At 46.7% G+C, this 25,712-nt stretch carries 18 protein-coding genes; all 18 read left to right on the forward strand.

Features of this window, described 5'->3' with window-relative positions; translation table 11 throughout:
• Window positions 1-462 precede the first annotated feature (462 nt).
• The 18 genes from AC6RNO_RS05390 (at window position 463) to AC6RNO_RS05475 (ending at window position 25,703) form a co-directional block, all read left to right on the forward strand.
• The gene (locus AC6RNO_RS05390; RefSeq protein ID WP_497104859.1) at window positions 463-1,626 is read left to right on the forward strand and encodes a DUF4317 family protein; all 1,164 of its coding nucleotides are present in this window, start codon (window positions 463-465) and stop codon (window positions 1,624-1,626) included.
• Between the two features lie 476 nt (window positions 1,627-2,102).
• Window positions 2,103-2,438, forward strand: a complete 336-nt coding sequence (locus AC6RNO_RS05395) for a hypothetical protein (protein WP_497104860.1) — start codon at window positions 2,103-2,105, stop codon at window positions 2,436-2,438.
• A 91-nt stretch (window positions 2,439-2,529) separates the two neighbouring features.
• On the forward strand, window positions 2,530-3,297 hold the full coding sequence (locus tag AC6RNO_RS05400; RefSeq protein WP_497104861.1) for a peptidylprolyl isomerase: 768 nt from the start codon (window positions 2,530-2,532) through the stop codon (window positions 3,295-3,297).
• Window positions 3,282-6,344 (forward strand): ABC transporter transmembrane domain-containing protein, encoded by a 3,063-nt coding sequence (locus AC6RNO_RS05405; RefSeq protein ID WP_497104862.1) that lies wholly within the window; start codon window positions 3,282-3,284, stop codon window positions 6,342-6,344. The genes AC6RNO_RS05400 and AC6RNO_RS05405 overlap by 16 nt, the downstream gene beginning before the upstream one ends.
• Before the next feature lie 476 nt (window positions 6,345-6,820).
• Window positions 6,821-8,638 carry a histidine kinase gene (locus tag AC6RNO_RS05410; protein WP_497104863.1) on the forward strand — a complete coding sequence of 606 codons (1,818 nt, stop codon included), beginning with the start codon at window positions 6,821-6,823 and terminating at the stop codon, window positions 8,636-8,638.
• A 42-nt stretch (window positions 8,639-8,680) separates the two neighbouring features.
• Entirely contained in the window at window positions 8,681-10,264 is a 1,584-nt protein-coding gene (locus tag AC6RNO_RS05415) for a response regulator (protein ID WP_497104864.1), read from the forward strand.
• A gap of 152 nt (window positions 10,265-10,416) precedes the next feature.
• Complete coding sequence (locus tag AC6RNO_RS05420; RefSeq protein WP_497104865.1) at window positions 10,417-11,322, forward strand: ABC transporter permease subunit; 906 nt, start codon at window positions 10,417-10,419, stop codon at window positions 11,320-11,322.
• Between the two features lie 2 nt (window positions 11,323-11,324).
• Window positions 11,325-12,194, forward strand: coding sequence for an ABC transporter permease subunit (locus AC6RNO_RS05425; protein WP_497104866.1), 870 nt, complete (start codon window positions 11,325-11,327; stop codon window positions 12,192-12,194).
• Window positions 12,195-12,262: 68 nt separating this feature from the next.
• Entirely contained in the window at window positions 12,263-13,843 is a 1,581-nt protein-coding gene (locus AC6RNO_RS05430; RefSeq protein ID WP_497104867.1) for a type 2 periplasmic-binding domain-containing protein, read from the forward strand.
• A gap of 96 nt (window positions 13,844-13,939) precedes the next feature.
• Window positions 13,940-16,624 (forward strand): glycosylhydrolase-like jelly roll fold domain-containing protein, encoded by a 2,685-nt coding sequence (locus AC6RNO_RS05435; RefSeq protein ID WP_497104868.1) that lies wholly within the window; start codon window positions 13,940-13,942, stop codon window positions 16,622-16,624.
• 157 nt (window positions 16,625-16,781) lie between these two features.
• Window positions 16,782-17,990 carry an MFS transporter gene (locus AC6RNO_RS05440; RefSeq protein WP_488437271.1) on the forward strand — a complete coding sequence of 403 codons (1,209 nt, stop codon included), beginning with the start codon at window positions 16,782-16,784 and terminating at the stop codon, window positions 17,988-17,990.
• Between the two features lie 60 nt (window positions 17,991-18,050).
• On the forward strand, window positions 18,051-18,254 hold the full coding sequence (locus AC6RNO_RS05445; RefSeq protein ID WP_474679250.1) for a fibronectin type III-like domain-contianing protein: 204 nt from the start codon (window positions 18,051-18,053) through the stop codon (window positions 18,252-18,254).
• Window positions 18,255-18,529: 275 nt separating this feature from the next.
• Entirely contained in the window at window positions 18,530-19,381 is an 852-nt protein-coding gene (locus AC6RNO_RS05450; RefSeq protein WP_497104869.1) for an aldo/keto reductase, read from the forward strand.
• A gap of 73 nt (window positions 19,382-19,454) precedes the next feature.
• Window positions 19,455-20,630, forward strand: a complete 1,176-nt coding sequence (locus tag AC6RNO_RS05455) for an MFS transporter (RefSeq protein ID WP_497104870.1) — start codon at window positions 19,455-19,457, stop codon at window positions 20,628-20,630.
• Between the two features lie 56 nt (window positions 20,631-20,686).
• On the forward strand, window positions 20,687-21,331 hold the full coding sequence (locus AC6RNO_RS05460; protein ID WP_497104871.1) for an NAD(P)H-binding protein: 645 nt from the start codon (window positions 20,687-20,689) through the stop codon (window positions 21,329-21,331).
• Between the two features lie 21 nt (window positions 21,332-21,352).
• Window positions 21,353-22,612, forward strand: a complete 1,260-nt coding sequence (locus tag AC6RNO_RS05465) for an ankyrin repeat domain-containing protein (RefSeq protein WP_497104872.1) — start codon at window positions 21,353-21,355, stop codon at window positions 22,610-22,612.
• Window positions 22,613-22,986: 374 nt separating this feature from the next.
• Window positions 22,987-24,504: a spore germination protein gene (locus AC6RNO_RS05470; RefSeq protein ID WP_497104873.1), complete on the forward strand. Its 1,518-nt coding sequence runs from the start codon at window positions 22,987-22,989 to the stop codon at window positions 24,502-24,504.
• Window positions 24,505-24,533: 29 nt separating this feature from the next.
• On the forward strand, window positions 24,534-25,703 hold the full coding sequence (locus AC6RNO_RS05475) for a Ger(x)C family spore germination protein (RefSeq protein WP_488437277.1): 1,170 nt from the start codon (window positions 24,534-24,536) through the stop codon (window positions 25,701-25,703).
• Window positions 25,704-25,712: the final 9 nt, after the last annotated feature.

Consider the following 25,712-nt stretch of genomic DNA (forward strand, 5'->3'; position numbering starts at 1 on the left):
GATTTACTTAAACTTTTTGACTTTGAGAAGAAGCCTTCTTGGAAGGCATTGGCGAAAAATCTGCCATCTCAAGATTTCCTGTAACTCTCCTGAAATTATTTTACGTATTGAACGAGCAGATCGATATACTTGGAAAAATATTATTTATTGGGGACCGACAGCATTATATGAATGATGATAATGAGGTGTGTCATTATTAGTGAGGATAGATTCTCAATATTGTTGAGAAATCTTTAATTATGCATTAACATACAGGAAGTAGTTCATCCAAGTGATAAGAAAGTGTGATGTTCACTCTTAATTTAGAACGAAAATAAAGGGAAGTAGCCGTGGATGCCCTTCTCATGAAGGGCTTTTGTTTTGATGTGAACGCTTAGGAAGGCAGATCATCCGTTACAAATTTCTAATTCAATCGTTACTACTGGTAAGGCCATTTCACTTCATAGGAGCGTCTGAGGTACCATGATAAAGAAAGAACTTGCACATATTCGAAAGCAGTTTAAGTTGGATCACCACATGCTTGAAATTTTCAATATTCTTAACGTATATATCATGAAGGAAAGTAACGAGATCTATCATTATGAGCGTCAGCCGTTTGCCCTATTGGACAGGGAGAAGCAGGAACTGTATATGGCCAATTTCAAAAAATTGCTCACCGGCGAATTGGATCAGAAGATGTTCGAGTTAAAGTTTCAGGAGGAAGCGGAGACGCCTTCACAGGTGCTTCTCCATCAAGGTTTAGTGACCGGTAATCCGGAAGAATGGCAAGATCTGATGCTCCTGTTGGTGGATAAAATGTTGGCGGATACCAAATATGAACGGGATACGGTCATTACTTTCGTACACGGACAATATTTTAAGCCTACCAAAATCAGGAATGAAGAAGCCGAGGAGAGCGAAAAGGACGAGATGTTCGCGAATCCGTTCATTCTGTGTAGTGTGAATTCCACAGAGCAACAGCGGAAAACCCTCATGTTTGATTACGTCGAGCGGGAATTCAAGTATATTGTCTTCGTAGATCCGATCATTAAATTGAACTCGCCGGAGCAAGGTTTTTTCTACCCTAGTGTGACGGACAACTATTCCGACATGAATCGCATTCTGTACTGCACGGGGAAAGCTAATGAACCGAATCTGCATTTCATCGAGCAAGTTTTGAATGCGGAGAAGACCGTCACGGCGCAAGAAGAGAGAGCCATTTTTGAGGAAATCGTGAAGGAAGTGGCGGGAGACCAGCTCGACGCTTCAACGATCGCTCACGTGTACGAGGAAATTCATCGGGTCATCGAGACTAACGAGGAGGAGGAACCTCCGAAGTTGGACTATAAAGATGTGGGACGCATGCTAACGGTGAGCGGCGTAGAGAACGTGACGATGGAAAAGGTGGAAAGAGCGTTCCAAACGGTCATCGATGACAAAAACTATGAAATCAAAGCAAGCAGCGTCATTCCGAAGTTCACTTCGAAATCGATTAAAATTGATACGAAGATAGCCACGATTTCGGTCAGTCCGCAAGATTTAAAGTACGTGAGACAGGTGAATTATCAAGGAAAACGATGTATCTTGATCGAGGTCGACGAAGACGTCGTGATCGAAGGATTTACGCTCAGTACGGAGACATTGTAGAGTAGGGAAAGTTCACACAGATGGTTTCTCAAACAATATGTAAATACTAAATTCGTTTGAAATGAATGTATATTTATGCAAGTGCAGTTGAAAGGCTAACATATTTTTCTAACGAATTCAGCAACAAATATGCTTGTCCGCCGCGGCGGACATAAAATTCCAATCAATTCTGAAACAATAAAAACGGAGTCACGCGGGTTTGCGGGCTCCGTTTTTTAATTAATTCTGGAATATTACATTTGTTTTACTTTTCTTGAGCAGTGTCCCGATAGCGGAATGACTTGAAATAATGATTTGGCAGCACCGAAGCTGTTCAGTCAAAAAAAGTCTGTCATTTTTAAAAAACCGCGAAGGCTTGATACTACGCGGTTTCTTGCTATTTATAGGCAGAATCTTTCATTATTCTTTTATTGAGCTGAACTATACTTAAATTAAAGCTTTAATGCTATAATCATCATAAACGGGAGGAATTAGCAATGTCCAATGATAAAACATCAAAAGATTTTGAGCTTGAAGATTTGGAGAAGCCGTTGACGGAGCAGGAAATGAAAGAAACAACCGGTGGGGGCAATAACGTTCCAGGCCTATTTTTCCAACCGCCTCAAATGCCTACAAAACCGCCGGAAATACATGTCCCTGTCAATCCCTGCCCATCACCACCAACTCCATCTTTTGCTATCCATACCCAACCAACACTTCAAACCACAGAACCAACCGTAACCCCTATACTCCCAACTCCAAAAAGTAATGGGTCAGGAAAAATTCCTGATTTTGTCCCGAAAGAACTAAGAGACAAACTTGGAAACCCGTGATAGATGGATTCTTGTAAAACAAATTGTTGAAATGGAAAAAGCCTAACGACAGTTAGGTTTTTTCCATTTCAACGTGAAGGGATGGTTTCATATGGATGCTATGGAACTTGTAACGTTTAGCGTGAACGGTACGGAATGGCGTCTGCGCGATGTACTCAAGTTTGCGTGCATGGAGGGCGGTTTTAACGCTGTTGAGGATAGCGTTCGAAGAGCCGTTACGCTGGAATTTGCGGAACAGCACCATATATCGATCGATGAGCACGAGTGGAAAGCGAAAGCCAATGAGATCCGGCAGCAATTGCGGTTATACAGCGCGGCTGAAACTTTGGAGTGGCTTCGCAGGCGAGGATTGGCGACGTCCGATCTGTTCGAGACGGCCAAAGCCCGTCTTTTAACGGAGAAGGTGAAGCATATCGTATCGGAAGATCGTATGGATACGTATTTTCTGGAAAACCGGCTTTCCTTTGATAAAGCTAATGTTTCTCAATTGGTTATCGGCAGCAGGGAGCAGGCGCAAGAGCTGCTATTTCAGCTTGAGGAGGGCGAGCCGTTTTACAAGCTGGCGCAAACCTATTGTTTGAACGGCAGCAGCAAGTATGACGGCGGGTACGTCGGGTGGGTCGGTCGAGCGGAATTGAGCGGTGAAGAGGAAGCGGCCGTTTTCGGTTCGGAAGCCGGACAGACGGTGGGGCCTTTTCCATTCGACACTTCCTATCGGTTGCTCCATGTTTGGGAAGTGTCTCCAGCCGTACTGACCGCGGAGGTTCGGGTAAAGCTTGCCGATCTCCTTTTTGAAGAGTGGCTGAACGAAGCTGTAAAAAGATCGAAAATCGATGTTAAACTATGGGACTATTTATGATTTTGGATACGATCCCTATTTTCCAAGTGCTGTCGCCAGAAGAGAAAGAGGAGGTATTTGCCTCTTTTGAAAAGCTTTCTTACCATATGGGAGACACGATTATTCAGGCAGGAGAACGAGGAGATTCGTTCCATCTCATTTTGACAGGCAAAGTGCGCATCATCGGAAAGGATCTGGATGGCAAGGAGCTCAATTTAGGTGTAATGGAATCAGGCTCGCATTTCGGACAGGAAGCGCTGTTGAATGAAGAATTTCAAGAACATACGCTGAGGGCGTCGACGAAGCTGGAGCTGCTAAGATTGTCCCGAACCATGTTTATGCAAATGATCGACGCGCACCCTGAATTGAGGGGGTACTTGCTTGAGCAGTTGGCCGATGATGCGATGCGCAAATTTTTGAAGCGGACGGCGCTGTTTGCCCCGCTGCATCATCAGGAGCTGCGCTCGCTGCTTGACATTATGGTCATGAAGGAGTATGCCCCCGGCCAAGCGATCGTCAGAGAAGGGGAGGTAGGAGACGCTTTCTATATCCTTCGTTCCGGCAGTGCTTCCATACTAAAGGATAGCGAGGGAGGCCGGAAGCTTAATACGGTAAAGGCAGGGGAGTTTTTCGGGGAGCTGGCGCTGTTGACGGGGGATCCCCGGAAGGCCAGCGTTGTAGCGGACGAAGCGGTTTCCGTGTTCAGTCTGACCAAGGAAGATTTTGACAAGCTAATTATGAAATTTCCGAAAGTCAGGGAGACGATTATCGGAATTGCTTCTGCTTATTTACAAAATGCGGATATGCCCCGAAATACGGAAACGAACGTTACCGCGGAGGATAGCGCAAGTTACGCGACCGAAAGCATTGCGGAAGATGCCGAGCAAGAGCAGCGGCAGCGCGATGGAGGTCGGAGAACTTGGCGTTTATGGAGCCGGTTCCCGGTGCGCATCCAGCAAAGCGAGTTGGACTGCGGCCCAACCTGTCTCTCTATGATCGCCCGGCACTACGGCAAGCGATTGAGCATCCATCGGTTAAGAGAGCTGGCGCAAGTAGGCTTGGAAGGAAGCACGCTGTTCGATCTCTGCAAAACCGCGGAGTTGATCGGTTTTCAAGCGGAGGCGGTCCGCAGCAGCTTGAAGGGGCTGGCCGAGCAGACGCTGCCTGCTATTGCCCATTGGAAAGGCAATCATTATGTTGTGGTCGTAAACGTGGACGAAAGATATGTGACCGTGGCCGATCCGGGTATCGGTTTACTGACGTATTCGCATGACGATTTTCTGAAAGGGTGGACGCTGAACACAGTGTTTTTGAAGCCTGTTGAAGCTTTCTTCGCGCAAGAAGAGTCGAAGCCATCATTCAGGCGCTACTGGGCGTTTTTTGCCTCCCACAAGCAGGCTCTGTTCCATCTTATCTGGATGACACTTCTATTACAGGTCATTAACCTGGCGCTGCCGCTGTTTACGCAGCAGGTGATTGACAGGGTGCTTGTTGGCGGGAATTATGATGACCTGAACTTTATGCTGATCGTCATGCTAAGCGTCTCGTTGCTAACCATGCTCGTTCAATCGATCAGGGAATGGGTCATTATGGGTACGTTCATTAAAATTGACATCGATATGATCATGAGTTTTTATCGACATGTGTTTCGCTTGCCTATGCGCTACTTCGCCACACGGAAAGTGGGCGACATCTTGACGCGCGCCGGGGAAAATCAGGTCATCCGTCATTTTCTTGTAACGAACAGTATGAATGCGGTGCTGAACGTGATGACGATTGTCGTATACATAGGCATTATGTTTACATATAACGTTACTCTGGCCTGGATCGCGCTGGCGTTCATTCCATGCTTTATTGTACTTACGCTGGTTGTGACTCCGCTTATGAAACGCAACAGCAGGAAGCAATTCCAAACCGATGTCGACTTGCAGAATGCATTAGTGGAGACTATTGGTTCCATGCGTACCGTGAAAGCTCTCGCGGCCGAAGATGAGGTAAGGAAAAAAGTGGAGGGCAAGTTCCGTCAATCGACTCTCGTACAAATGAAGGGTTGGAAAATCGGCTTCTTCTCCGGCTCTGTCGCCTCAGTGCTGCAAACCTTAAGCAGTGTAACCGTGCTGTATACAGGGGCCGGGTTTATTATCGGGGAGAAGCTGAGCGTAGGGGAACTGATGGCTTTTAGCGCGGTGTATGCACTCGTTACAAATGCGGCACTGGGCCTAATCGGCATCTGGGACCAGTTTCAAGGCGTGCGGATTGCTTTGGAACGGCTCGACGATGTGTTCGAGACGGAGGAGGAGGAATCCGATCCGACCCGATTGACAGCGCTGCCGAAGCTGCAGGGAGTGATTGAATTCGAACGCGTATCGTTTCGTTACCATTCCGACGGGAAGAATGTGCTGCAGAATATTTCCTTCGACATGGCTGCGGGTCAGACGATGGCCATCGTCGGTCGAAGCGGGTCAGGGAAATCAACCCTGGCGAATTTGCTGCTTAAGCTATATGCGCCAAGCAGTGGGACAGTTCGGATCGACGGGTACGACCTGAAGCAGGTGCAGGCCGCTACGCTCCGTAAGCAAATTGGAGTTGTGCAGCAGGAAGCGGGACTTTTTAGCGGAACGATTCGTGAAAATATAGCTTATCAAATTCCCGATGCTTCGATGGATGAGGTGATAGCCGCATCTATGCTTGCGGGAGCGCATGAATTCATTATGACATTTCCGAATGGCTACGATACACAGGTTGGGGAGCGGGGGGCGAGCTTATCCGGAGGGCAGCGCCAGCGTATCGCCATTGCGCGGGCACTGATCGGCAATCCGCGAGTTCTGATATTCGACGAAGCGACGAGCGCGCTCGACAATGAATCCGAGAGGACGATACAGCGGAATATGAGCACGATACTCAAAGATCGAACGACCCTCATCATCGCGCATCGACTGAGCACCATCCGGCATGCGGACCGCATTCTCGTACTTGATCAAGGGGTACTTGCAGAGTCGGGTACTCATGAGCAGTTAATGGCTGCGAAAGGTCTTTACCACATGCTGGTCAGTCAACCGTTGGATTAATGCGGAATACTTTTCACCGTGGGTCGCGTTCGTGTTGTGGTCCATTAGTAAAAGAGCGATTAGCAAAGAAGCACCGCGAACTTATTTTCGGGGTGCTTTTGCGTGCCTGATGAAAAGTGCAGGATTGTCTATTATTCTAAAAGATCCTCAATATTTAGTGTGATACCGCCATAGGTTGCATATCCGTAACTTTTGGGCTTGCCGTCTGCATCTGTGTCAAACAACAGCTTACATATACAAGCACAAGTCTTAAAAAAGCACAAAAATACCCTTGTATAAACTTAAAAATGCCCCTTTGATAAATGAATATTCTTAAAGTATATTCCTTGTAAACGGATACAAAATGGAGCCGTGTCAAGACGTTGTAACTTTGGAGGTAAAAATCGCCAACTTCTGCCTAAGATACTTCGGTAGCGTCGATGCATCACAGCATGTACAATAGTTAGAGAAGACGTTTGACAAAGGAAGGGCTGGGTATGGAGCGCAAAAGTTGGATGCGAAGGGCTATTTTCATAATAAGAAACATGAGATTCCAAAATAAATTAATGGCAGGCTACCTTCTGGCTTGTGTCATTCCGTTACTCGGTGTAAGCGCCATCATCTTTCATCAATCGGCTGCGGCGCTCGAGGATTCCTCTCAGGAATTCGCCGCTCTGTATACGTCTCAAATCAGGACTACTTTGAACGAATTCATGAAAGAATATGACAAGGTCACGAAGTCGGTGCTGGTTGACAACGAACTGATCTACAAGCTAGGTGAAGAGGGAAATATGTCCATGGACGAGTTGATTGTCCAAAGAGTTGCCGTCCAGCGGCTGCTGATGCGGGTCGCATTGCTCAAACCGGAGATCAGTACCGTGATGTTGGTCAGCCGCGATAAAAGCGTGTATCAGTATACGACTACAACAAGTAGAGTGAATGAGAATGCGTTGTTATCGCAGGAGTGGTACAAGAGGCTCCACAGTTCGGATGATACTTTTTTTATTACCGGGTTACACGACCGTTCCTATTACGAGGACAAAGGGGCAGGAGCCGTAGTGACGGTAGGAAGAGTGCTGTTCAGTTCCAACGGGGTATACGCAGGTATACTTCTCATCGATCTGGATCCGTTTACACTGCTGCAGCTTGATCATGATTTCGTATTGGCTCGGGACAAATACGGCATAAGTGTCATCATAAGCAATCGACAAAAAGAAATCGTCTACCATTCCGATGCGGCCAGCGGCCGGTTATCCTGGCAGCAGGTGCTTGAATCCGGAGCGGAGTACATCAAGGATAACGACAGCCATGACCGGATTATTTTATCGGGAAGCACCTCGCAAGGGAATTTGTTTATCAAAACCGAGATTCCGCGCGCGAAGCTGCTGCAGAAAATCAATCAGATCAAAGGAATGACGATAATCGTTATCCTGACAAGCTGTCTGATCATCACGCTCATATCGTTTGGTTTAAGTTATACGATCACCAAGCCTATCAAGGCTCTCCGCAGGAGCATGAAGCAGGCGGAAGTAGGCCAATACCTGCCCATAGAGAAAAAACAGGCAAATGACGAGATCGGAAGTCTGGTAAACAGTTACAACAAAATGATTATAACGATCCGAACCTTAATTGAAGACGTGTATATCGCCGAGATAAAGCAGCGACAAGCCAAATTCATCGCGCTTCAAAATCAGATCAACCCGCACATGCTATACAATACCTTGGAATCCATCCGCATGAAGGCGCTGGTAAAAGATGACGAGGAGACCGCCGGCATGATTAAAATTTTGGCTCGTATGTTTCGGTTAACGTTAGGTAAAGAAGGCAGACACCATTCGGTGAAGCATGAATTGGAGTATACGGTCAATTATTTGCAACTTCAGAACATTCGGTTTGATAATATGTTCAGACTGGATATCAGAATCCCCGACGAGATGCTGCATTGCAGCATCATCCCTCTAGTATTTCAGCCTATTGTGGAAAACAGTATCAACCATGGATTTGAGGACTACAGCCGGATCATGAATATCGGGATTGAAGGCGTCTGGGTGGAAGAAGGGGGGATTTTAATCCGGATAACGGACGACGGGGTCGGTATGTCTTTGGAGAAACAAGCGGAACTGATTGCATTGCTGGAGGATGCCAAATCGGATAAATATAAACTGGAAGAAACCGATATACCGGAGAGTAACGGGTTAGGCCTCAAAAATATCGCTGAACGCATAAAACTCCATTATGGCGATCGGTATTATTTAGCGATTCGTCCTGAAGTTGATCGTGGAACGACAGTCGAATTTTTAATCCCTAAGCTTTAGGCGGATGTCAGGTGCGAGAATAGAAGGAGAGGGGCTTTTGGGATGAGGTTGATCTTGGTGGATGACGAGAAAGGCATTGTGGACGGTCTCAAAAAAATGATAAGCCGCTATATCCCGGAATGTGAGGTTATAGGCACAGCTTATAATGGTTTAGAAGGGTTCAAATTCATTCAAAAGCTGCAGCCGGACATCGTCATTACGGATATTCGGATGCCGCAAGCGGACGGCCTCGACATGATCAGAATGCTGAAAGACGCGGGCAGTCGGACAAAATTCATTCTTTTAAGCGGATATGCCGACTTCGAATATGCCCGAAGAGGCATGCAGTTGGGAGTGCAGTTCTACATCAATAAGCCGGTTGAGGAAGAGGAACTGCGCGACTGCGTTTACCAGGTCATAGAAGCGGTCCGTGCGGACACGGCCAAGCTGCAGGAAGTGGACGAATTGAAGCAGGAGGTTCATAGCCGTATGCAAGAGAGCGCCTTGCGGGATATCCTTGATATCGGCGGCGAAAATACGGAGCTTATGGAAGAGCTGCTTCAGATTGCGCGAATTCCGACAGAGGGTGCTTGGTTCGTTTGTATCCTGCTTGAATTCGACGGCGGCGCCGAAACTTTGAAGGAATTTAGTCTTCAGCAGGTGTTCCGTCAAATCGATCTGGGCCTGGGGCAGTACCGTGGAGTGTATCGGTTTCGTTATTCGGGCGCCCAGGTTGCAGTGGTGGTTACCCATGGCGGTTCCATCGGGTATGCAGATCTGGTTCGTTCGGTACAACGTCTTAAAGAAAAGGTATACCGGCAATTGGAGCTGTCCATGACCGTCGGCATCGGTACGGTTCAAAAACGGGCCGCCGGAATCAGCCAATCTTTTGAGGAAGCCCGTTACGCATTAAGTTATAAAGTCGTTAAAAGGGCGGGCGCCGTGATCCCTTTTCCTGAGATCATGAATCTGACAGAACGGAGTCAGCCTGTTCCTGAAGCGATGATCGCTAAACTGGAAGCCGGTCTGGACAACATGGACGAGATGGAATGTGTTGGCATCATCCGTGAGATCTTTCGAGGGATGCAAGCCGAATCAGGCATGAGTCCGGCAGATCTCCAGTTGCAGTGCTTGAACATCCTTTTATCGAGTGTTCGGAAGATGTCCTTTCAGCAGCTGCAGCAAAACGATTTTTTGGGCCGTCATATTTTGTCGCTAGAGGGTATTTCGCGGTTTCGGACGCTGGAGCGTCTGGAGGAATGGATGGTTCAAGTCATCAGAACAATTATTGCGTTCAAACTGGAGCATAATATTCCCAAGAAGAAGGACATTATCTCCGAGGTCAAGGAATACGTATCTACACATTACAATGAACCGATCACCCTTGCAGATCTGGCTGCCCGTTTTTTCATCAGTCCCTATTATTTAAGCCAGTTTTTCAAACAAAAGACGGGGGATACTTATGTGAATTTTTTGACCCAGATCCGAATCGGCAAAGCGAAAGAGCTGCTGGAGAAGACAGATTTGAAAGTGTACGAGATCTGCCAAATGGTAGGATACTCGGATTCGCAGCATTTTGCGCGGTTATTCGAGAAACTGACAGGGTGCAAACCCAGGGATTATCGCAAGAAATTGCCAAGCGTTTAAACGTACTTAGCCACTCCATCAGGAGTGGTTTCTATATATATTCTTAAAAATACCCTTGTTTAAACTTAAAAATGCCCGATTGAGCGATGTTTCCACTAGTTGTATAGTATCTGTGTAAGCGAATTCAACAACTAGAAACTGGAGGGAACAAGTTGAAAGCAGTTGCATTTCATCGAATGAAGGTGTTTTGGCCGCTGTACGTGATGGCGATTCCGGGAATTATTTTTCTCATTGTATTTAAATACATTCCGCTGGCCGGTTCTGTAATCGCCTTCAAGGACTATTCGGTTTTCAAAGGATTCATCGATAGTCCTTGGGTAGGTCTCAAGCATTTTAAGACCCTGATTCATCATCCTGACTTCGTCCGAGTGTTCGGGAATACGTTAATGCTGGGATTTCTCAAGCTCGTACTAGTCTTCCCGGTGCCCGTTCTGCTGGCGCTGATGATTAACGAGATTCGAAAATCGGCGCTGAAGAAAGGGATCCAGACCGCTCTGTACATTCCGCACTTTTTGTCCTGGGTTATTGTTGCCGGTATCGTCTTCGATTTCTTTTCATTAAGCGGGTTGTTCAACATTGTAAGCGGGTGGTTTGGTTTTGAACCTCTGCTGGCTATGCAGGAAAGCGTATACTTTCGGCCTGTTTACGTGATCGCATCCATATGGAGAGATGCCGGTTGGGGAACCGTGGTGTATATAGCGGCCATCAGCTCAATCGATCCTCAGCTGTACGAATCGGCGATGATCGACGGCGCATCCAAGTTTAGGCAAATCCGCCACATTACGTTTCCGCTTCTTCTACCTACCGTGCTGGTGCTGTTCCTGCTTGAAATCGGCAATTTCCTGGATCTCGGTTTTGATCAAGTGTATAATCTGATCACTCCGATGACGTATAGTGTAGGAGACATCCTGGATACGTACGTGTTCCGGACAGGCATTCAGCAAGCGCAGTACAGCTTTGCGACGGCAGTCGGTTTATTCCAGTCGGTGATTGGATTTATCCTGGTGTTTATATTCAATAGGCTGTCGAAGAAAGTTTCGGATGGGGGGCTCTGGTAGGCATGTTTGAATCGAGAGGAGAAAAAGTATTCGTAACGACAATTACGGTCTTTCTCATACTGTTGTCCGTCATAGCGCTCGTACCGCTCCTGTCCGTGATCTCCACCTCGCTTAGCTCCAAAAGTGCCGTGGATATGAACCTGGTAACGATATGGCCGAAGCAATTTACGTTAGACTCCTGGGGACATATGATCGACCGTCCCGACCTGTGGAAATCGTTCTTCTTGACCTTGAGCTCGACGGTGATTGGCACGGTTTTGGCCCTGCTAATGACCGCGCTGCTTGCGTACCCGCTGTCAAAGCCGGAGTTTCGCTGGGGACCTGTCATTATGGTCGGCGTCGTGATTGCGATGATCTTCAAGGCGCCTATCGTGCCTTACTTCCTAACGGTTCGCGGCATCGGCCTTTATAACAATCCGCTGGTCCTGGTCATACCGCATATCCTGAATCCGTTCAATCTGATTATCATGAGAACCTTCTTCAAGCAATTTTCCAAGGAATTGGAGGAAGCCGCCTTCATTGAAGGCTGCGGATATTTCCGGATGCTGTTCCAATTCGTGCTTCCGCTGTCCAAAGCAGTATTGGCGACACTTGCTTTATTCTACGGTGTGATGCTGTGGAATCAGTTCCAGCATCCGCTCTTTTTTCTGCAAGATCCGGACTGGTTTCCGCTGCAGATCAAGATTCGACAGTTCATTACCGACGATAACGTGATTATGGCGGGTGCCGTTTCAAAGGCTGATCTTAACTATAATGAGCGGACTCTAAGGGCAGCGACAGTTATTTTTGCGATCATCCCGATCATTTTGGTGTATCCTTTCTTGCAGAAATACTTCGTCAAAGGAGCCATGATCGGCTCCGTAAAAGGGTAAACTACCCTTTCCGGTTTATGGGCAAGCAGCCTTAAACATATCATTACGATTCAGAGGGGGAATACCATATGAATTTCAAAAAGATGGGGTTATTAGTAGCGGCAGGTGTCCTTGCGATTACTGCTGTCACCGGCTGCAGCGGAAACACGAACTCTTCCGAAGGTTCTTCAACTTCTGCCCAGAACCAGGCCTCCAATGCAGATGAAATAGTCGATATTGAAGTATGGGGCACTAACATCGGCTATAAACCGATCACCAAAGGCAGCAAGCTGTATGAATTGTATAAGGAAAAACTGGGCGTCGGCGTCATCCATCCCTATGTGGAATGGAACGGAGGCACCAACTACCTGAATCAATTGAACCTGAAGATCGCCGCTAACGAAATGCCGGACCTGTTCTTACCCCAGCAGGGCATCGAAGACAGCTTGGCTAAAAACGGCGCAATTGCCGACCTGACTGAGCTGCTGCCCAAGTATGCACCGAATTTATGGGAAGCCATTCCGAAAGAAATGTGGGATGTGGTCAAAGCCAACGATCCTACCGGTCAGGGGAGAATTTATTATATCCCCGGTGTGGTGGACTACGGGAGATACGCCGGCATGATCCGCAAGGATTGGCTTGACAAATTGGGCCTGTCGATGCCGAAAACCCAAGACGAATACGTGAAGGTGCTGGAGGCGTTCCGGGACAAAGATCCTAACGGCAACGGCCAGAAGGATGAGCTTCCGACGGGTGGCCGTCAGGAGGCGCGTTGGATGGATCATCTGTTCGCCATGTACGGAGTGGCCATGTTCGAAGGGTATCCGGATTGGGACCTGTACGACGGCAAACTGACTTATTCTGCGGTTACACCGAATATGAAAGCCGCCTTGGAGTTCATCGCCAAGCTGTATAAGGACGGGTTACTGGATAAGGAAACGCTCCTCAACGACAAGGCCAAGTGGGATGGCAAGATTGAGTCGAATAAGGCAGGAAACTATTTCCATTGGGTGGAAAGCGGCTATTTGCCTTTAGAAAATCTATATAAGAACACTGGTGTAAAGGCTGAATTCTCGGTACTCCCCATACCGGAAGTCGCGGGCTATAAGGGCTTCTACACTTGGAAGAGATTTACCCCTCCGGCCTGGGTGGTCAAGAGTAACAAGGATCAGAAGAAATTGATGGCTACCTTGAAGCTGCTGAACAACATGTACGATAAGAAGAATTGGATCCCTCTGTACCTTGGCGTGGAAGGAATGCACTATGCGATGAAGGACGGCAAGCCAGCTAGACTTCCGGATGACAAGAGTACACAAGAGAACCTGATTCTTGATCCATATGCAAAAATATCTACCCTTGATTTCATGATCGATCTAAATAAGAGTACAGCTTCGGAAGACAGAATGTGGGCGATTAATCAGGTTAACCGAAATATGCAGGAAGCCCAGAAGTATGTCAAGATCATTGCCGGCGACGGTATGCCGGCCAGTGTGTACGAAGGCTTCCCGGACATTAACAATCGTACGCTGTACGTGGAATACGCCACCAAGATTATCCTCGGGCAATACCCGATCAGCAAATTTGATGAATTCGTAGACAAGTGGAACAAATCGGGTGGTGAAGAGGTTACGAAGCGTGCCAGAGATTGGTATGCGAAAGTGAAAAAATAATTGTATCCGCCCGGCTTCGATTCGAAGCCGGGCGGATATTTCCATCCAAGCTGCGAACATCGGATGGTTGAAACTAAGTTGAAGCAGGGGGCTATTATGAGCAATCGTCTTAGGGAAGTGCTTGAGGGTCAGGAGCATAATTATATCCTTCCTTTTCTCTGGCAGCATGGTGAGGAAGAGGAGGTGATTCGGGAAGAGATTGCCCGTGTTCATGAATCCGGAATCGGGGCCGTTTGCGTGGAGGCTCGGCCGCATCCGGATTTTCTCGGACCGAAATGGTGGAAAGACATGGACATCATTATGGATGAAGCGCGAAAACGCGGCATGAAGGTATGGATGCTTGATGACGACCATTTTCCGACGGGTCATGCGGCAGGCAAGGTGAAAGAGGCTCCGGAAGAGCTTCATCGCATGTTTTTGGGTGAACGGTATATCGATACCTTCGGTCTTGCCCAAGGAACATCTCTGCTTCTGGATACTTTGCTGATGCGTGGGCTTCGGCCGACCATCTCGCACAGCCAAAACGCGAGCGGTAAAAATAAGCTGATTTCAGTTGTCGCGGTCCGTCGCAATCCATCTAACGGATCATTAACCGGTGACACGGTTGACATAACAGAACTTGTACAAGATGGTATCCTTTACTGGGATATCCCCGAAGGGTATTGGCGTGTATTTATTATTTCCGAAAATAAGGATGGCGGAAGCAAGGAGCAGGCAGATTATTTGAACCCGCTGGACCGGGATTCAGTTCGCATTTTGCTCGACACGGTATACGAGGCTTTTTACGATCGGTATAAAGCGGATTTCGGAAAGACATTTGTTGGCTTCTTTTCAGATGAACCCGGATTTTACAATGATGAGAAAACGTTTGATTTCAATTCGAAGCCTGGAAAGCAGGGAGTACCGCTCCCCTGGAGCCGGGAAATGCCGGCCCTGCTGGAGGAAGCTTTGGGGCCCGACTATCGGAAGCTGCTGCATCTCCTCTGGCACGATGCAGGAGAACAGTCGAATATTGTACGGTACCATTATATGAATATCGTCAGTAAGCTCTACGCCGAAAACTTCTGCAGCCAAATCGGAGTATGGTGTAGAGCCCACGGGGTAGAATACATCGGACATGTACTCGAAGACAACAACGTTCATGCAAGGCTCGGATCCGGCGCCGGGCACTTTTTTCGCGCGCTATGGGGACAAGATATGTCAGGCCTCGATGTGGTGCTGTGGCAGATCGTCCCTGGCTTCGATGAATTGAGTTTCCGCTGCGTTTCGGGGGAAACGGATAGTGAATTCTTCCACTATGGCCTCGCTAAGCTTGGCGTGTCGCTTGGACACATGGATCCGAAAAAACAAGGCCGTACGATGTGTGAATTGTATGGGGCATATGGCTGGACGGAGGGCCTGAAGCTGATGAAGTGGCTCACAGATCATATGCTCGTTCGAGGTGTTAACTATTTTGTCCCGCATGCCTTTACTCAAAAAGCTTTTCCGGATCCGGATTGCCCGCCGCATATGTATGCGAACGGGAAAAATCCGCAGTACCGATATTATAAGCACTTAAATCGATATATGAATCGGATTAGTCACCTGATTACAGGCGGAAGACACGTGGCGACCGCAGCCGTCGTTTATCATGCTGAAGCCGAATGGTCCGGAGCATCGATGTATTTTCATAAGCCTGTGAAGGAATTGATGCAGCATCAGATCGACTGCGACGTTCTTCCTGTCGACGTTCTTTTGGAAGCGGCGAGCGTGCAAGACAGCAAACTGTACGTACATCACGAGGATTACGAGTGCCTGATCGTCCCCTATGCAGAAGCGCTTCCGGCGGCGATGATTCGGAACTTGGCCGAGTTTGCCGAACAAGGACTAGCCGTTCGCTTTATTGACGGGCTACCATTGCGATCGAGCGAGGGCAGTGATGTTTCTGCCGAACTGTCTTGTCTGGCCGATCACCGGAATGTGAAGCTTGCAGCTTTAGAAAAGCTGGCGAAAGACCTTATTGCAGACGAACATTACGAGATTAGAGCCGGCCAATACGAACCGTATCTTCGGAACTATCACTATCTTCAGCAAAATTTGGATGTTTTTATGTTCTTTAACGAACACCCGAATCAAACCATTCATACGAAGATTGTTTTGCCCATCCAAGGTGATGTATTTGCCTACGATGCCTTCCGGAATCAGTTGATCAGTTTATATGCAGAAAGGGAGAACGGCACAACGGCGGTTCGGCTTGTCCTTCATCCGTATGAATCCATCATCCTGCTCCATGGATCTGATCTTGAAGGTTATGCCGCCCTTCCAAGGCATACTGTTGGGGCGGATCTTGAGCTTAAAGGCGAATGGACTGTTTCCACCGCTGATGCCGAACATTATCCTCATTTCAAGGAATGGGGGAAACTGACGGCATTGACGAATATGAGCGGGCCTGATTATTTACCGCGATTTACCGGTACTTTCCGTTATGAAACGGAATTTGAGTGGAACGAATCCGCAAACCAAGCTCTGTTAGATTTGGGTGATGTCTATGAAACGGCAGAAGTATGGTTAAATGACGAACAAGCGGGGGTACGCATATGTCCACCTTATAGCTTGGAAATCAACGGTCTGATAAAAAAGGGCAAAAACAAGCTTGTCATTGAAGTTACGAATACGTTAGTGAAAGATCAGCGCGACTTCTTGTCATCGTTTGCGCAGCAGGAACCAAGCGGACTCATCGGGCCGGTCCGGTTTGCGGCGGCAGTTGTGCACCCGGCATCAGTTTCGTTTGAATTTAATTGACGTGAGTCCGTGCCTTATGGCACGGGCTTTTTAAATCTAACTCTTCTTTTTTTCGAATGAAGTTTTGTTGAAAACCTTTTTCCCCGAAGAACTTGATTTATACTGAACATTCGTTCTATATTATTATATATGATTTTGACAGAGGAGAGAAAACGATATGTCTTTGTTATTGAAAAACAATGGAGCGCTCACCTTATTGATGGCCAATCTTTTCCTTGCGATGGCGGCATACGGGCTTGTGGTTCCCGTTATGCCCACGTTGATGAAAGAGTTGGGATTAACCGGAGCTGCGGTAGGTTTATTGACAGCCGCTTTCGCGGTTACGCAATTGCTATTTTCCCCTCTGGCAGGAAGACTTTGCGATACTGTCGGCAGGAAAAAGGTCATCGTCGCCGGTCTTGCTTTGCTTGCCATTTCCGAGGCCATATTTGGGTTTGCTTCTTCCCTTTACCTGTTATTCATCTCCAGGCTGCTAAGCGGAATTGGAGTTGCCTTTATTTTTCCGGGTATTATGGCCTTTACGGCCGACGTCACCACGGAGGATGAACGGGCCAAAGGAATGGGCTTTGTATCCGCGGCGATGTCGACAGGATTCATTATCGGCCCGGGGTTAGGAGGATTCCTGGCGGAATACGGTATACGCGTGCCGTTCTATACAGCCGCTATCGTCGTTGCATTTTCGGCGGTGTTAACCTTACTGGTGCTGCCTGAATCCTTGAAAATGGCGAATACCGGCACCGCATATCCGGCAGCCGGCACCGCTGCCAAACAAAGCCTGATCTATCAATTGATAAACTCCAGAAAAGCGCCTTACTTTTTTGCGCTTCTTGTGCTGCTCATTCTCGGGTTTGGCCTTTCGAACTTTGAGACGGTTTTTGGCCTGTATTTGGATGCCGAGCATCAATTCGGTCCGCGGGATATCGCCTTGATCATGACGATTGGCGCCATTGTCGGAGTCGTCATTCAGATTGGTCTGTTGGACGTTCTCGTGAAAAAGGTTGGCGAAATCAAAGTGATATATATAAGCCTCGCTTTGGCAGGCGTGTCGATTCTGGCCATTTTGTTGGCCCATCGTTATTGGGCGGTCTTGCTCGTTACCATTATTATTTTCGCCGCTTGCGATCTTCTTCGGCCGGCGGCCAGCGCGTATTTGTCCAAATCGGCCGGCAACGATCAAGGTTATGTTGCAGGATTGAACTCCACTTTCACGAGTCTCGGGACGATTGCAGGTTCGACGGCTGCCGGAGCATTGTACGACCTATCCTTGTCCCTTCCGTACCTTGTTGCAGGCATCACTTTCTTGGGCTGTTTTGCGGTACTGGCGATTCGGCAAAACCGCTACCGACAAACCGCCCGAGAATTGTGATGCTCCCCCGAATAATAAAACAGACCGACGCGGCAGTCTGTTTCTAAGCACGGCAGCGTCGTGCGTCCGGTGAAGGAACTGAAAGGGTTTCGCAAGGCGGTGCTGGCCGCCGGCGAAAGCCGGGAAGTCAGCTTTACCGTCACAGTCTCCGATCTTGCTTTCTGGACGGCGGATTTGAGGCACGAAGCGGAACCGGGCGGCTTCAAACTGTATATCGGTTCCAATTCGCGGGATCTGCAAGAAGTGGATTTCGAGCTGTTGTAAGAGAAGCTCCGTCGTGCGGACTCCTGGCAGGTTAACAAGCAGCCAAGATCGTACAATAACAAGCCCATTGACTTTATTGGTCAATGGGCTTTGTTTAAGATTTCTATGGAAATGATAGAATTAGGCAAACATTTGCGACAAATGAGATAACTGTTTTTTGTCGGATGTTTCATAATAAGGTCATGGGCGTGGTTGCGGCCATTGGTACCCGGCAGGTTCAGATTTTGCAAAAAGAGCAGGAAAATAACGATAAATATTGACAGGAGGATTTTGTCATGCAAACTGTGACTTTGAACAATGGTGTTAAGATGCCCATACTCGGCTTTGGGGTTTATCAGATTCCAGATGCAAATGAATGTGAACAAAGCGTTTATAATGCCATAACGGCGGGTTATCGTCTGATTGATACGGCTGCATCTTATTTAAATGAAGAAGCGGTGGGCAGAGCAATCCAACGAAGCGGCGTTTCAAGAGATGAATTGTTCATTACGACAAAACTCTGGGTTCAAGACACTGGGTATGAGCCCACAAAGAAAGCATTTGAAAAATCACTGAGAAGATTGCAATTGGATTATTTGGATCTATATTTAATTCATCAGCCGTTTGGCGATGTTTATGGCTCTTGGCGTGCGATGGAGGAGCTGTATCGAGAGGGAAAGGTTCGATCCATTGGAGTTAGCAATTTCCAAATGGACCGTCTGATCGATTTGATTATCCATAATGAAGTAATTCCGGCAGTAAACCAAGTTGAAACGAACCCTTTTTGCCAGCAAACAGAAAGTGCAACATTCTTGAAAGAAAACAATGTGCAGATCGAGTCCTGGGCGCCTTTTGGTGAAGGAAGAAATAACATGTTCAATAATGAAGTTTTGGTATCAATCGCCGAAAAGTATAATAAATCCGTTGCACAAGTGATTTTACGCTGGTTGGTACAAAGAGAAGTCGTTGTGATTCCAAAGTCTGTTCGGAAAGACAGAATGATCGAAAACTTCAATATCTTTGATTTTGAATTAAAGCAAGAGGATATGGAGACGATTGCTGCATTGGATACGAACAAGAGCTTATTCTTTTCACATAACGACCCTGAAATGGTAAAAAGGATCGGTACCCGCAAACTTGATATTTGATTGAAGGGCCACTGCAAACAGTGGTCCATCTCTCTCTTTAAAGACTACATGGAATTTAGGTGGTTAGGATAACATGAATAATACTTGGAAAATCTATATGCTTGCTTTGATCTGTTTCTTAGTTGGCACTTCACAATTTGGCATCGTTGGTATGTTGGACAAAATTGCCGCTTCCGTCGGTGTATCGATATCGACAGCCGGGCAGCTCATAACAGTATTTGCGCTTGGCAACGCGCTTGGCGCACCCTTGGTCGTGCTGGCGGCGGCAAAGTTGAATCAACGCAATCAACTGCTCCTGGCTCTCTCCCTCATCTTGCTTGGTATCGTCTCCATGCTGGCCCTTTCGGGCTTCGGCTTTCTGATGGCTTCCCGCATTGTGCTTGGAGTCGGAACCGGCGTCTTCGTCGTCACGGCTTATTCTATAGCGTCCAAGCTGGCTTCTCCCGGCCGCCAGGGGGGAGCAATGTCCACTGTCGCTATGGGCTTTAGCTCCTCTCTCGTATTCGGCGTTCCCATCGGTCGCATGGTCTCTGCGGCCTATGATTGGAAGACGATCTTCTGGGCCATCGGCGTTTTGAGCCTGCTGGCTTTTGCTGCCATCGTACGGTCGATCCCTGCCTTGGAAGGCGAAGCGTCCGTCTCATTGGGCAAGCGGCTTGCTTTCTTGAAGCAGCCGAGGATCACACTCACCCTTGGCATAACGTTCTTCGTATTTATCGGCTTTTCGATAGTCGATACGTATATCACTCCGTTTCTGTCCGCCGCCATGCCGACGATGGAACGGCATATGAGCGGTATTCTCTTGGCATTAGGCGTCGGGAGCTTGATCGGCTCCAGACTTGGCGGCTTCTTGGCAGATCGGATCGGCATACCCCGCACGATCTTCGGATCAATGGCTATCCAAATCCTTGCCTTAGTCGTGCTGTCCTCTGTCTCCGGCATCGGCTCCGTCGTAATGACGATTCTATTACTCATGATCTGGGAGATCGTTTGCTGGGTATTTGGGCCAACCCAGAACTTTAACTTGGTCTCGCTTGCTCCGGAAGCTTCCGGTATCGTCCTTAGTCTGAACAGTTCTTTTGTACAACTGGGTTTTGCTGCAGGAGCCGGCATTGGGGGAATTACTGTTGGCAGCTTATCCATCCTATCGATCACTTGGATCAGTGCTGTTTCGGTCGTGATCGCGGCGGGCATCGCGTTCGTATCTACCGGCCGTGTCGGTTCGTTATTGAAGGGAAATGCAGGCTGACGGGAAAACAGATTTTGATATTTATGTAGCATTAATTAATAAAGAGGAATGATATCATGAAAATTTTGATTTTAGGTGCAGCGGGCCAAATAGCTCGTATGTTAACAAATAAATTGCTCAATAACACGGACAATCTCATCATTCTTTATGCAAAAAATGGCCATAAGCGGTTAACTATCACTGATGATCGTCGAGAAACTATTTTTGACGGTGATTTTAAAGACAAAGATAAACTGATCGAGGCTATGCAAGATATCGACCTCGTTTATATTAATGACATGGGCGATGAAAAATCCACGAAAACCATTATTGATGCAATGAATTTTGCTGGAGTGAAAAGGGTAATCGCTGCTTCCGTTTTGGGTATTTATGATGAAGTGCCTGGAGCTTTTGGCCAATGGAATAAGAAAATGATTGGTGGAGGCAGTAGAATGCGTTCTCAGACTGAATCCGCACGGTTGCTTGAAAATTCAAATCTAGATTATACACTTTTACGCCTTACATGGCTTTACAACCAAGAGGGTAATACGAATTATATGCTCACGCAAAAAGGAGAATTATTTAAGGGTGCACAGGTTACACGTCAAGCGGTAACTCAATTAATCATCGATATTATTGAAGAAAAAAGTGATAAATATGTTAAAATCAGTCTAGGTGTAAGCGAACCGAATACCGATTGGGCAAAGCCATCATTTTATTGAGGTATAAGGAGGGAGAATAACATGGTCATCGAACAATTCAAACAGGCAGTTGATAATAACGACACTGAAGCTTTAAGGCGTCTATTGCAAAACCATCCATCGCTTGTCGCACAGATCGACGAACCATGGTTTGTTTTCGACACGCCGGCGATTGTGATTTCTGCAAATAGAGGAAACCGTGAGATGGTGGATGTATTATTGCAGTACGGGGCTGACATCAATGCCAAAAGCAACTGGTGGGCGGGAGGATTTGGTGTTCTGCATCATGATCATCACGATTTATCCCGTTATCTTATTGAGCGGGGAGCTCATGTCGATCCGCATGCTGCGGCTGCATTGGGAATGCTGGATATCCTGCAAAAGATGGTAGAGGAGGATCCGGAAGTTGTCAATCAACGCGGCCCGGATGGGCAGGTTCCTCTGCATTATGCCATTTTGCCTGAGATCATCGATTTCCTACTGGATCACGGGGCTGAGATTGATAAGCGGGATATCGACCACAACAGTACACCGGCTCAGTATGCTGTCAATAACCCGGACAAATGCAGACATTTAATTGAACGCGGCGCTCAGACGGATATCTTCATGGCTTGTAAGTTGGGGGATATCGAACTCGTCCGCAAAATTCTGAAGGAGGATCCGAATGCCCTTCAGGCCCAGGTGGGGAAAGGGAATTTCACCTCCGTTGGCGGGCATATATATGCGTACCATATAGGCGCAGCTGTGAGGCCGATCTTTCTTGCGGATCACCTGGGTTATGAAGCCATTACGGAGTTAATGCTGTCGTACAGTTCAGTTAAGCAGAAATTCCTGTTTGCCTGTATGCGGGCAGATACAGAAACCGTCCATAGCATGTTAAGGGAACATGCAGATATTGTCCGATCCCTGGAGCCGGAAGAGCAGAGTGTAATTACGGATGCAGCATGGAAGCATAAAGCAGATGCAGTGCGACTCATGTTGGATGTTGGTTTTCATGTGGATGCATGGAGCAACGCCCGTTCGATGACAGCCCTTCATTGTGCCGCAGCACAAGGAGACTACGAAATCGTCCGACTGCTAATTGAACGCGGTGCTTCTATGGACATCCTGAATGAATTCGGAGGGATTCCAATGAATAGCTGTATCTGGGGATCACTTCATATTCAAGCTCCCAAGGGGGATTATGCCGCAGTTGCAGAGAGCCTCATAGAAGCAGGGAGTAAACTTCCAGATCAAGCAATGGGTAGTGAGAATGTGAAGAATGTTCTTATTCGGCACGGAGTACTCGGCGGGAGAGAGTAACAATACAAGGAATCTACAACGCAGAAAACTCGCGGGGAAACTATAGTTTAATAAGGAAATATGACGCAGTTACCGGTATGACATGAGCTTTTATTTTGCAAATGGGTATGAACACTTCTCGGTCCGCGAAAGACTTAAATCCGTTTAAGTCTTTTGCGGATTTTTCCATTTCCGGATTCGTGCGGATTTTTTCAGGATAAAATAAAAATAACAGCAGGCGCAACCTATCTGACACTACACACCGCGTACTGTCATAAGGTTGGTTAGTCACGGGGACGAACTTAATTTTATCCTGAATTTCGAAAAAGCATAAATAAATCTTATTTGAGTTGGAAATAATTGTAGCATAGTTCTTACTTCCGGAGGTTAACCACATGAACCAAACGAACTTTGCCGGTACCCGTTCAGAAATGGATATACAACCGATTTCACCCGTATTGGAATCTAATTTAAAGTGGCTCGAAACGCGTTTTGAATCCTGCGATGATTTATCTGTTTTTCAGTGGCACTTTGGACCGGAGCTCCGACACACAGCATTTTCCGTTTATTTCGAGTCGTTATTCGAACATAAAACATTAAATTATATGAAAGCATCACTTCAGGACCTTGTTCCCCACGAAGTAGGCCCTGCAAGTTCTGTCACACCTGAAGATGTAATTCGCTTTTTCAGCAACCACGGTGTTTCCTCGCAATCTGCCAAGCTTGTAAACGATCTAAAAGAAGCAATTGATGATATTGTTACAGGGCATCTTGTTATCTTCTTTAATGGTTGGGATCAAGCTTTGTCTTACAAAGTTGCTTCACTAATAACCAGGCAAGTGAGCGAACCGGTTGCAGAATCCGTAGTTCATGGTCCGCGCGAGAGTACAGTTGAAAATTTGCAAAAGAATATCGGTATGTTACGGCAGCGGTTAAAAACTCCTAATTTTAAATTAGAAAAGTTTACGCTTGGGGTAGAAACCAAAACTGAAATCAATATCGCTTATTTGATAAATACAGTTAATATGGAAGTCTTAGCTGAGTTAAAAGAGCGGATTTCCAGACTAAAGCAAGTTAATGTTCTTGAGACCTCTTTTATTGAAGAGGGGATTGAGGATTCGACTTATTCTCCATTCCCTCAATACCGCTATACAGAACGGCCGGATACCGCTACTGCAGCTATGTTGGACGGTAAAATCATCGTGCTCGTCGAAGGCACAGGTTCGATTTTAATATGTCCGGGACTATTTACAGAAATGTATCAATCCTCGGAAGACTTTTACCAAAGAAGTATAATTGCCTCCCTAATTCGCTTAATGAGGATATTTGCATTTTTTATTGCTTTAAGTTTGCCCAGCATATATATTGCTTTAACGACTTTTCATCCGGAATTAATTCCTACTGTTCTTTTACTTGCCATCATGAATGCGCGTGAGGGAATTCCTTTCCCTGCGTTTTATGAAGCCGCCATCATGGAATTTTTCTTTGAACTTCTTCGGGAAGCCGGAGCGCGATTGCCAAGACAGATTGGCGCCACGATAAGTATTGTTGGCGCTCTCGTTATTGGTGAAGCAGCCATATCTGCAGGTATTGCCTCTCCGACGATGGTCGTGGTCGTTGCATTAACCGGAATTGCTTCTTTTGCCATTCCTCAATACAACATGGCTACCGCTTTAAGAATTATAAAGATTCCGCTCATGATTTTAAGCACATTCCTGGGCGGATTCGGTCTGATGATAGGTTTTCTCTGGATCTTGCTGCATTTAACGAGTCTCAGATCCCTTGGGCAGCCATATCTAACCCCTGTAGCACCTCTTCAACCGAAGCAATTATTGGATGCATTCATTCGTGCCCCGTTTAAAATTTTGCTGCGTTCACCGCGCAGCAAGAAGATATTCGGATCTGAAAAATAAAAGACAGTTTTTTTGAAAGAAGGCCTATTATGCGAAAAATCGCATTTGTCGGCTGTCTGATGGTATGCGTTCTATTGCTGCCGGGTTGCTGGGATAAGACAGAACTTACGGATCGGTCCTTTATCTTAGGACTTGCCATCGACAAAGCCGATAAAGGAATGGTTGATCTTACGGTGCAAATATACAAACCGGTACATTCCGGCGGTTCACAAGGAAAGCAAAGCGGAGATATTTCCTATATCAATGTGCAAACAAAGGGTGAAACGATGTTTGACGGGATTCGGGATATTATCCTTCATATAGGACGCAAAGGACAATGGAGCCATTTGAGAGCTATCATTGTAGAAGATCAGTTAGTACAAATACATCCTATCGGCGAGGTTTTGGATTTCTTTTATCGGGATCATGAGGCTAGACTTAGTTCTTCATTTTTTATTGCCCACGGGAAAGCATCGCAATATTTGAAAATGAAGCCTTTAATCGAAAAAACAGTAAGTCAACAGTTGTTGCAAATTTCAAAATATTCCGATCGGCACAATTACAAAACGACTAACACTTCTTTACTTGATCTTTTCGTCGGTCTTCGCAGCCAGACGGGGATTTCGTTAGTTCCTTACATCACTAAAGGCGGAAACAAAGGAGAGGATCTGGTAGCTGCCGGAATGGCAGTTTTAAAAAAAGGAAAATGGGAGGGGGTCGTTTCTCCTCAAGATTCGCAAATGATACAAATGTTACACAATAAGTACAAGGGAGGAATTATCCGCGTGCCGTGCGAAACTCAAAGCGATTCGAGCGATGCAAGCGATAGTTCCCTGGAAGTATTATCCTTCTATTCCAAACTAACTCCACAAATTGAAGGGGAAGCAGTCAAACTTCAAATATTCGTTTATTTCTCGGGAGCTATTGGAGAAATGAGGTGCATGAAGTTAAAAACTCCGGAAGATGAAAAAAAATTTGCCGCGGCCGCGGCTCGGGCAGTTGAACAATCTTTAAGAAAAACTTTGAACCGAATGAAACAAAAGAAATTAGACCTAATTGGATTAGGGGACCAAATATATCGTAAAGACCCAGCCTTATGGAAACGATGGAAGAGGAATTGGGAAGAGCGTTTCGCTAATACTCAAATCGATATTAAAGCAAAAATTGAAATAAAAAATAGCGGAACTGCAATATCAAAACCGCTTTCTATAGACAATTAGTGAAGGAGC

Source organism: Paenibacillus sp. sgz302190 (assembly GCF_059820445.1).

Bases quoted from the DNA above. Each gene is read 5' to 3' on its own strand.
- AC6RNO_RS05390 (WP_497104859.1), top strand. From the start codon at position 463: ATGATAAAGAAAGAACTTGCACATATTCGAAAGCAGTTTAAGTTGGAT.
- AC6RNO_RS05395 (WP_497104860.1), top strand. From the start codon at position 2,103: ATGTCCAATGATAAAACATCAAAAGATTTTGAGCTTGAAGATTTGGAG.
- AC6RNO_RS05400 (WP_497104861.1), top strand. From the start codon at position 2,530: ATGGATGCTATGGAACTTGTAACGTTTAGCGTGAACGGTACGGAATGG.
- AC6RNO_RS05405 (WP_497104862.1), top strand. From the start codon at position 3,282: ATGGGACTATTTATGATTTTGGATACGATCCCTATTTTCCAAGTGCTG.
- AC6RNO_RS05410 (WP_497104863.1), top strand. From the start codon at position 6,821: ATGGAGCGCAAAAGTTGGATGCGAAGGGCTATTTTCATAATAAGAAAC.
- AC6RNO_RS05415 (WP_497104864.1), top strand. From the start codon at position 8,681: ATGAGGTTGATCTTGGTGGATGACGAGAAAGGCATTGTGGACGGTCTC.
- AC6RNO_RS05425 (WP_497104866.1), top strand. From the start codon at position 11,325: ATGTTTGAATCGAGAGGAGAAAAAGTATTCGTAACGACAATTACGGTC.
- AC6RNO_RS05430 (WP_497104867.1), top strand. From the start codon at position 12,263: ATGAATTTCAAAAAGATGGGGTTATTAGTAGCGGCAGGTGTCCTTGCG.
- AC6RNO_RS05435 (WP_497104868.1), top strand. From the start codon at position 13,940: ATGAGCAATCGTCTTAGGGAAGTGCTTGAGGGTCAGGAGCATAATTAT.
- AC6RNO_RS05440 (WP_488437271.1), top strand. From the start codon at position 16,782: ATGTCTTTGTTATTGAAAAACAATGGAGCGCTCACCTTATTGATGGCC.
- AC6RNO_RS05450 (WP_497104869.1), top strand. From the start codon at position 18,530: ATGCAAACTGTGACTTTGAACAATGGTGTTAAGATGCCCATACTCGGC.
- AC6RNO_RS05455 (WP_497104870.1), top strand. From the start codon at position 19,455: ATGAATAATACTTGGAAAATCTATATGCTTGCTTTGATCTGTTTCTTA.
- AC6RNO_RS05460 (WP_497104871.1), top strand. From the start codon at position 20,687: ATGAAAATTTTGATTTTAGGTGCAGCGGGCCAAATAGCTCGTATGTTA.
- AC6RNO_RS05465 (WP_497104872.1), top strand. From the start codon at position 21,353: ATGGTCATCGAACAATTCAAACAGGCAGTTGATAATAACGACACTGAA.
- AC6RNO_RS05470 (WP_497104873.1), top strand. From the start codon at position 22,987: ATGAACCAAACGAACTTTGCCGGTACCCGTTCAGAAATGGATATACAA.
- AC6RNO_RS05475 (WP_488437277.1), top strand. From the start codon at position 24,534: ATGCGAAAAATCGCATTTGTCGGCTGTCTGATGGTATGCGTTCTATTG.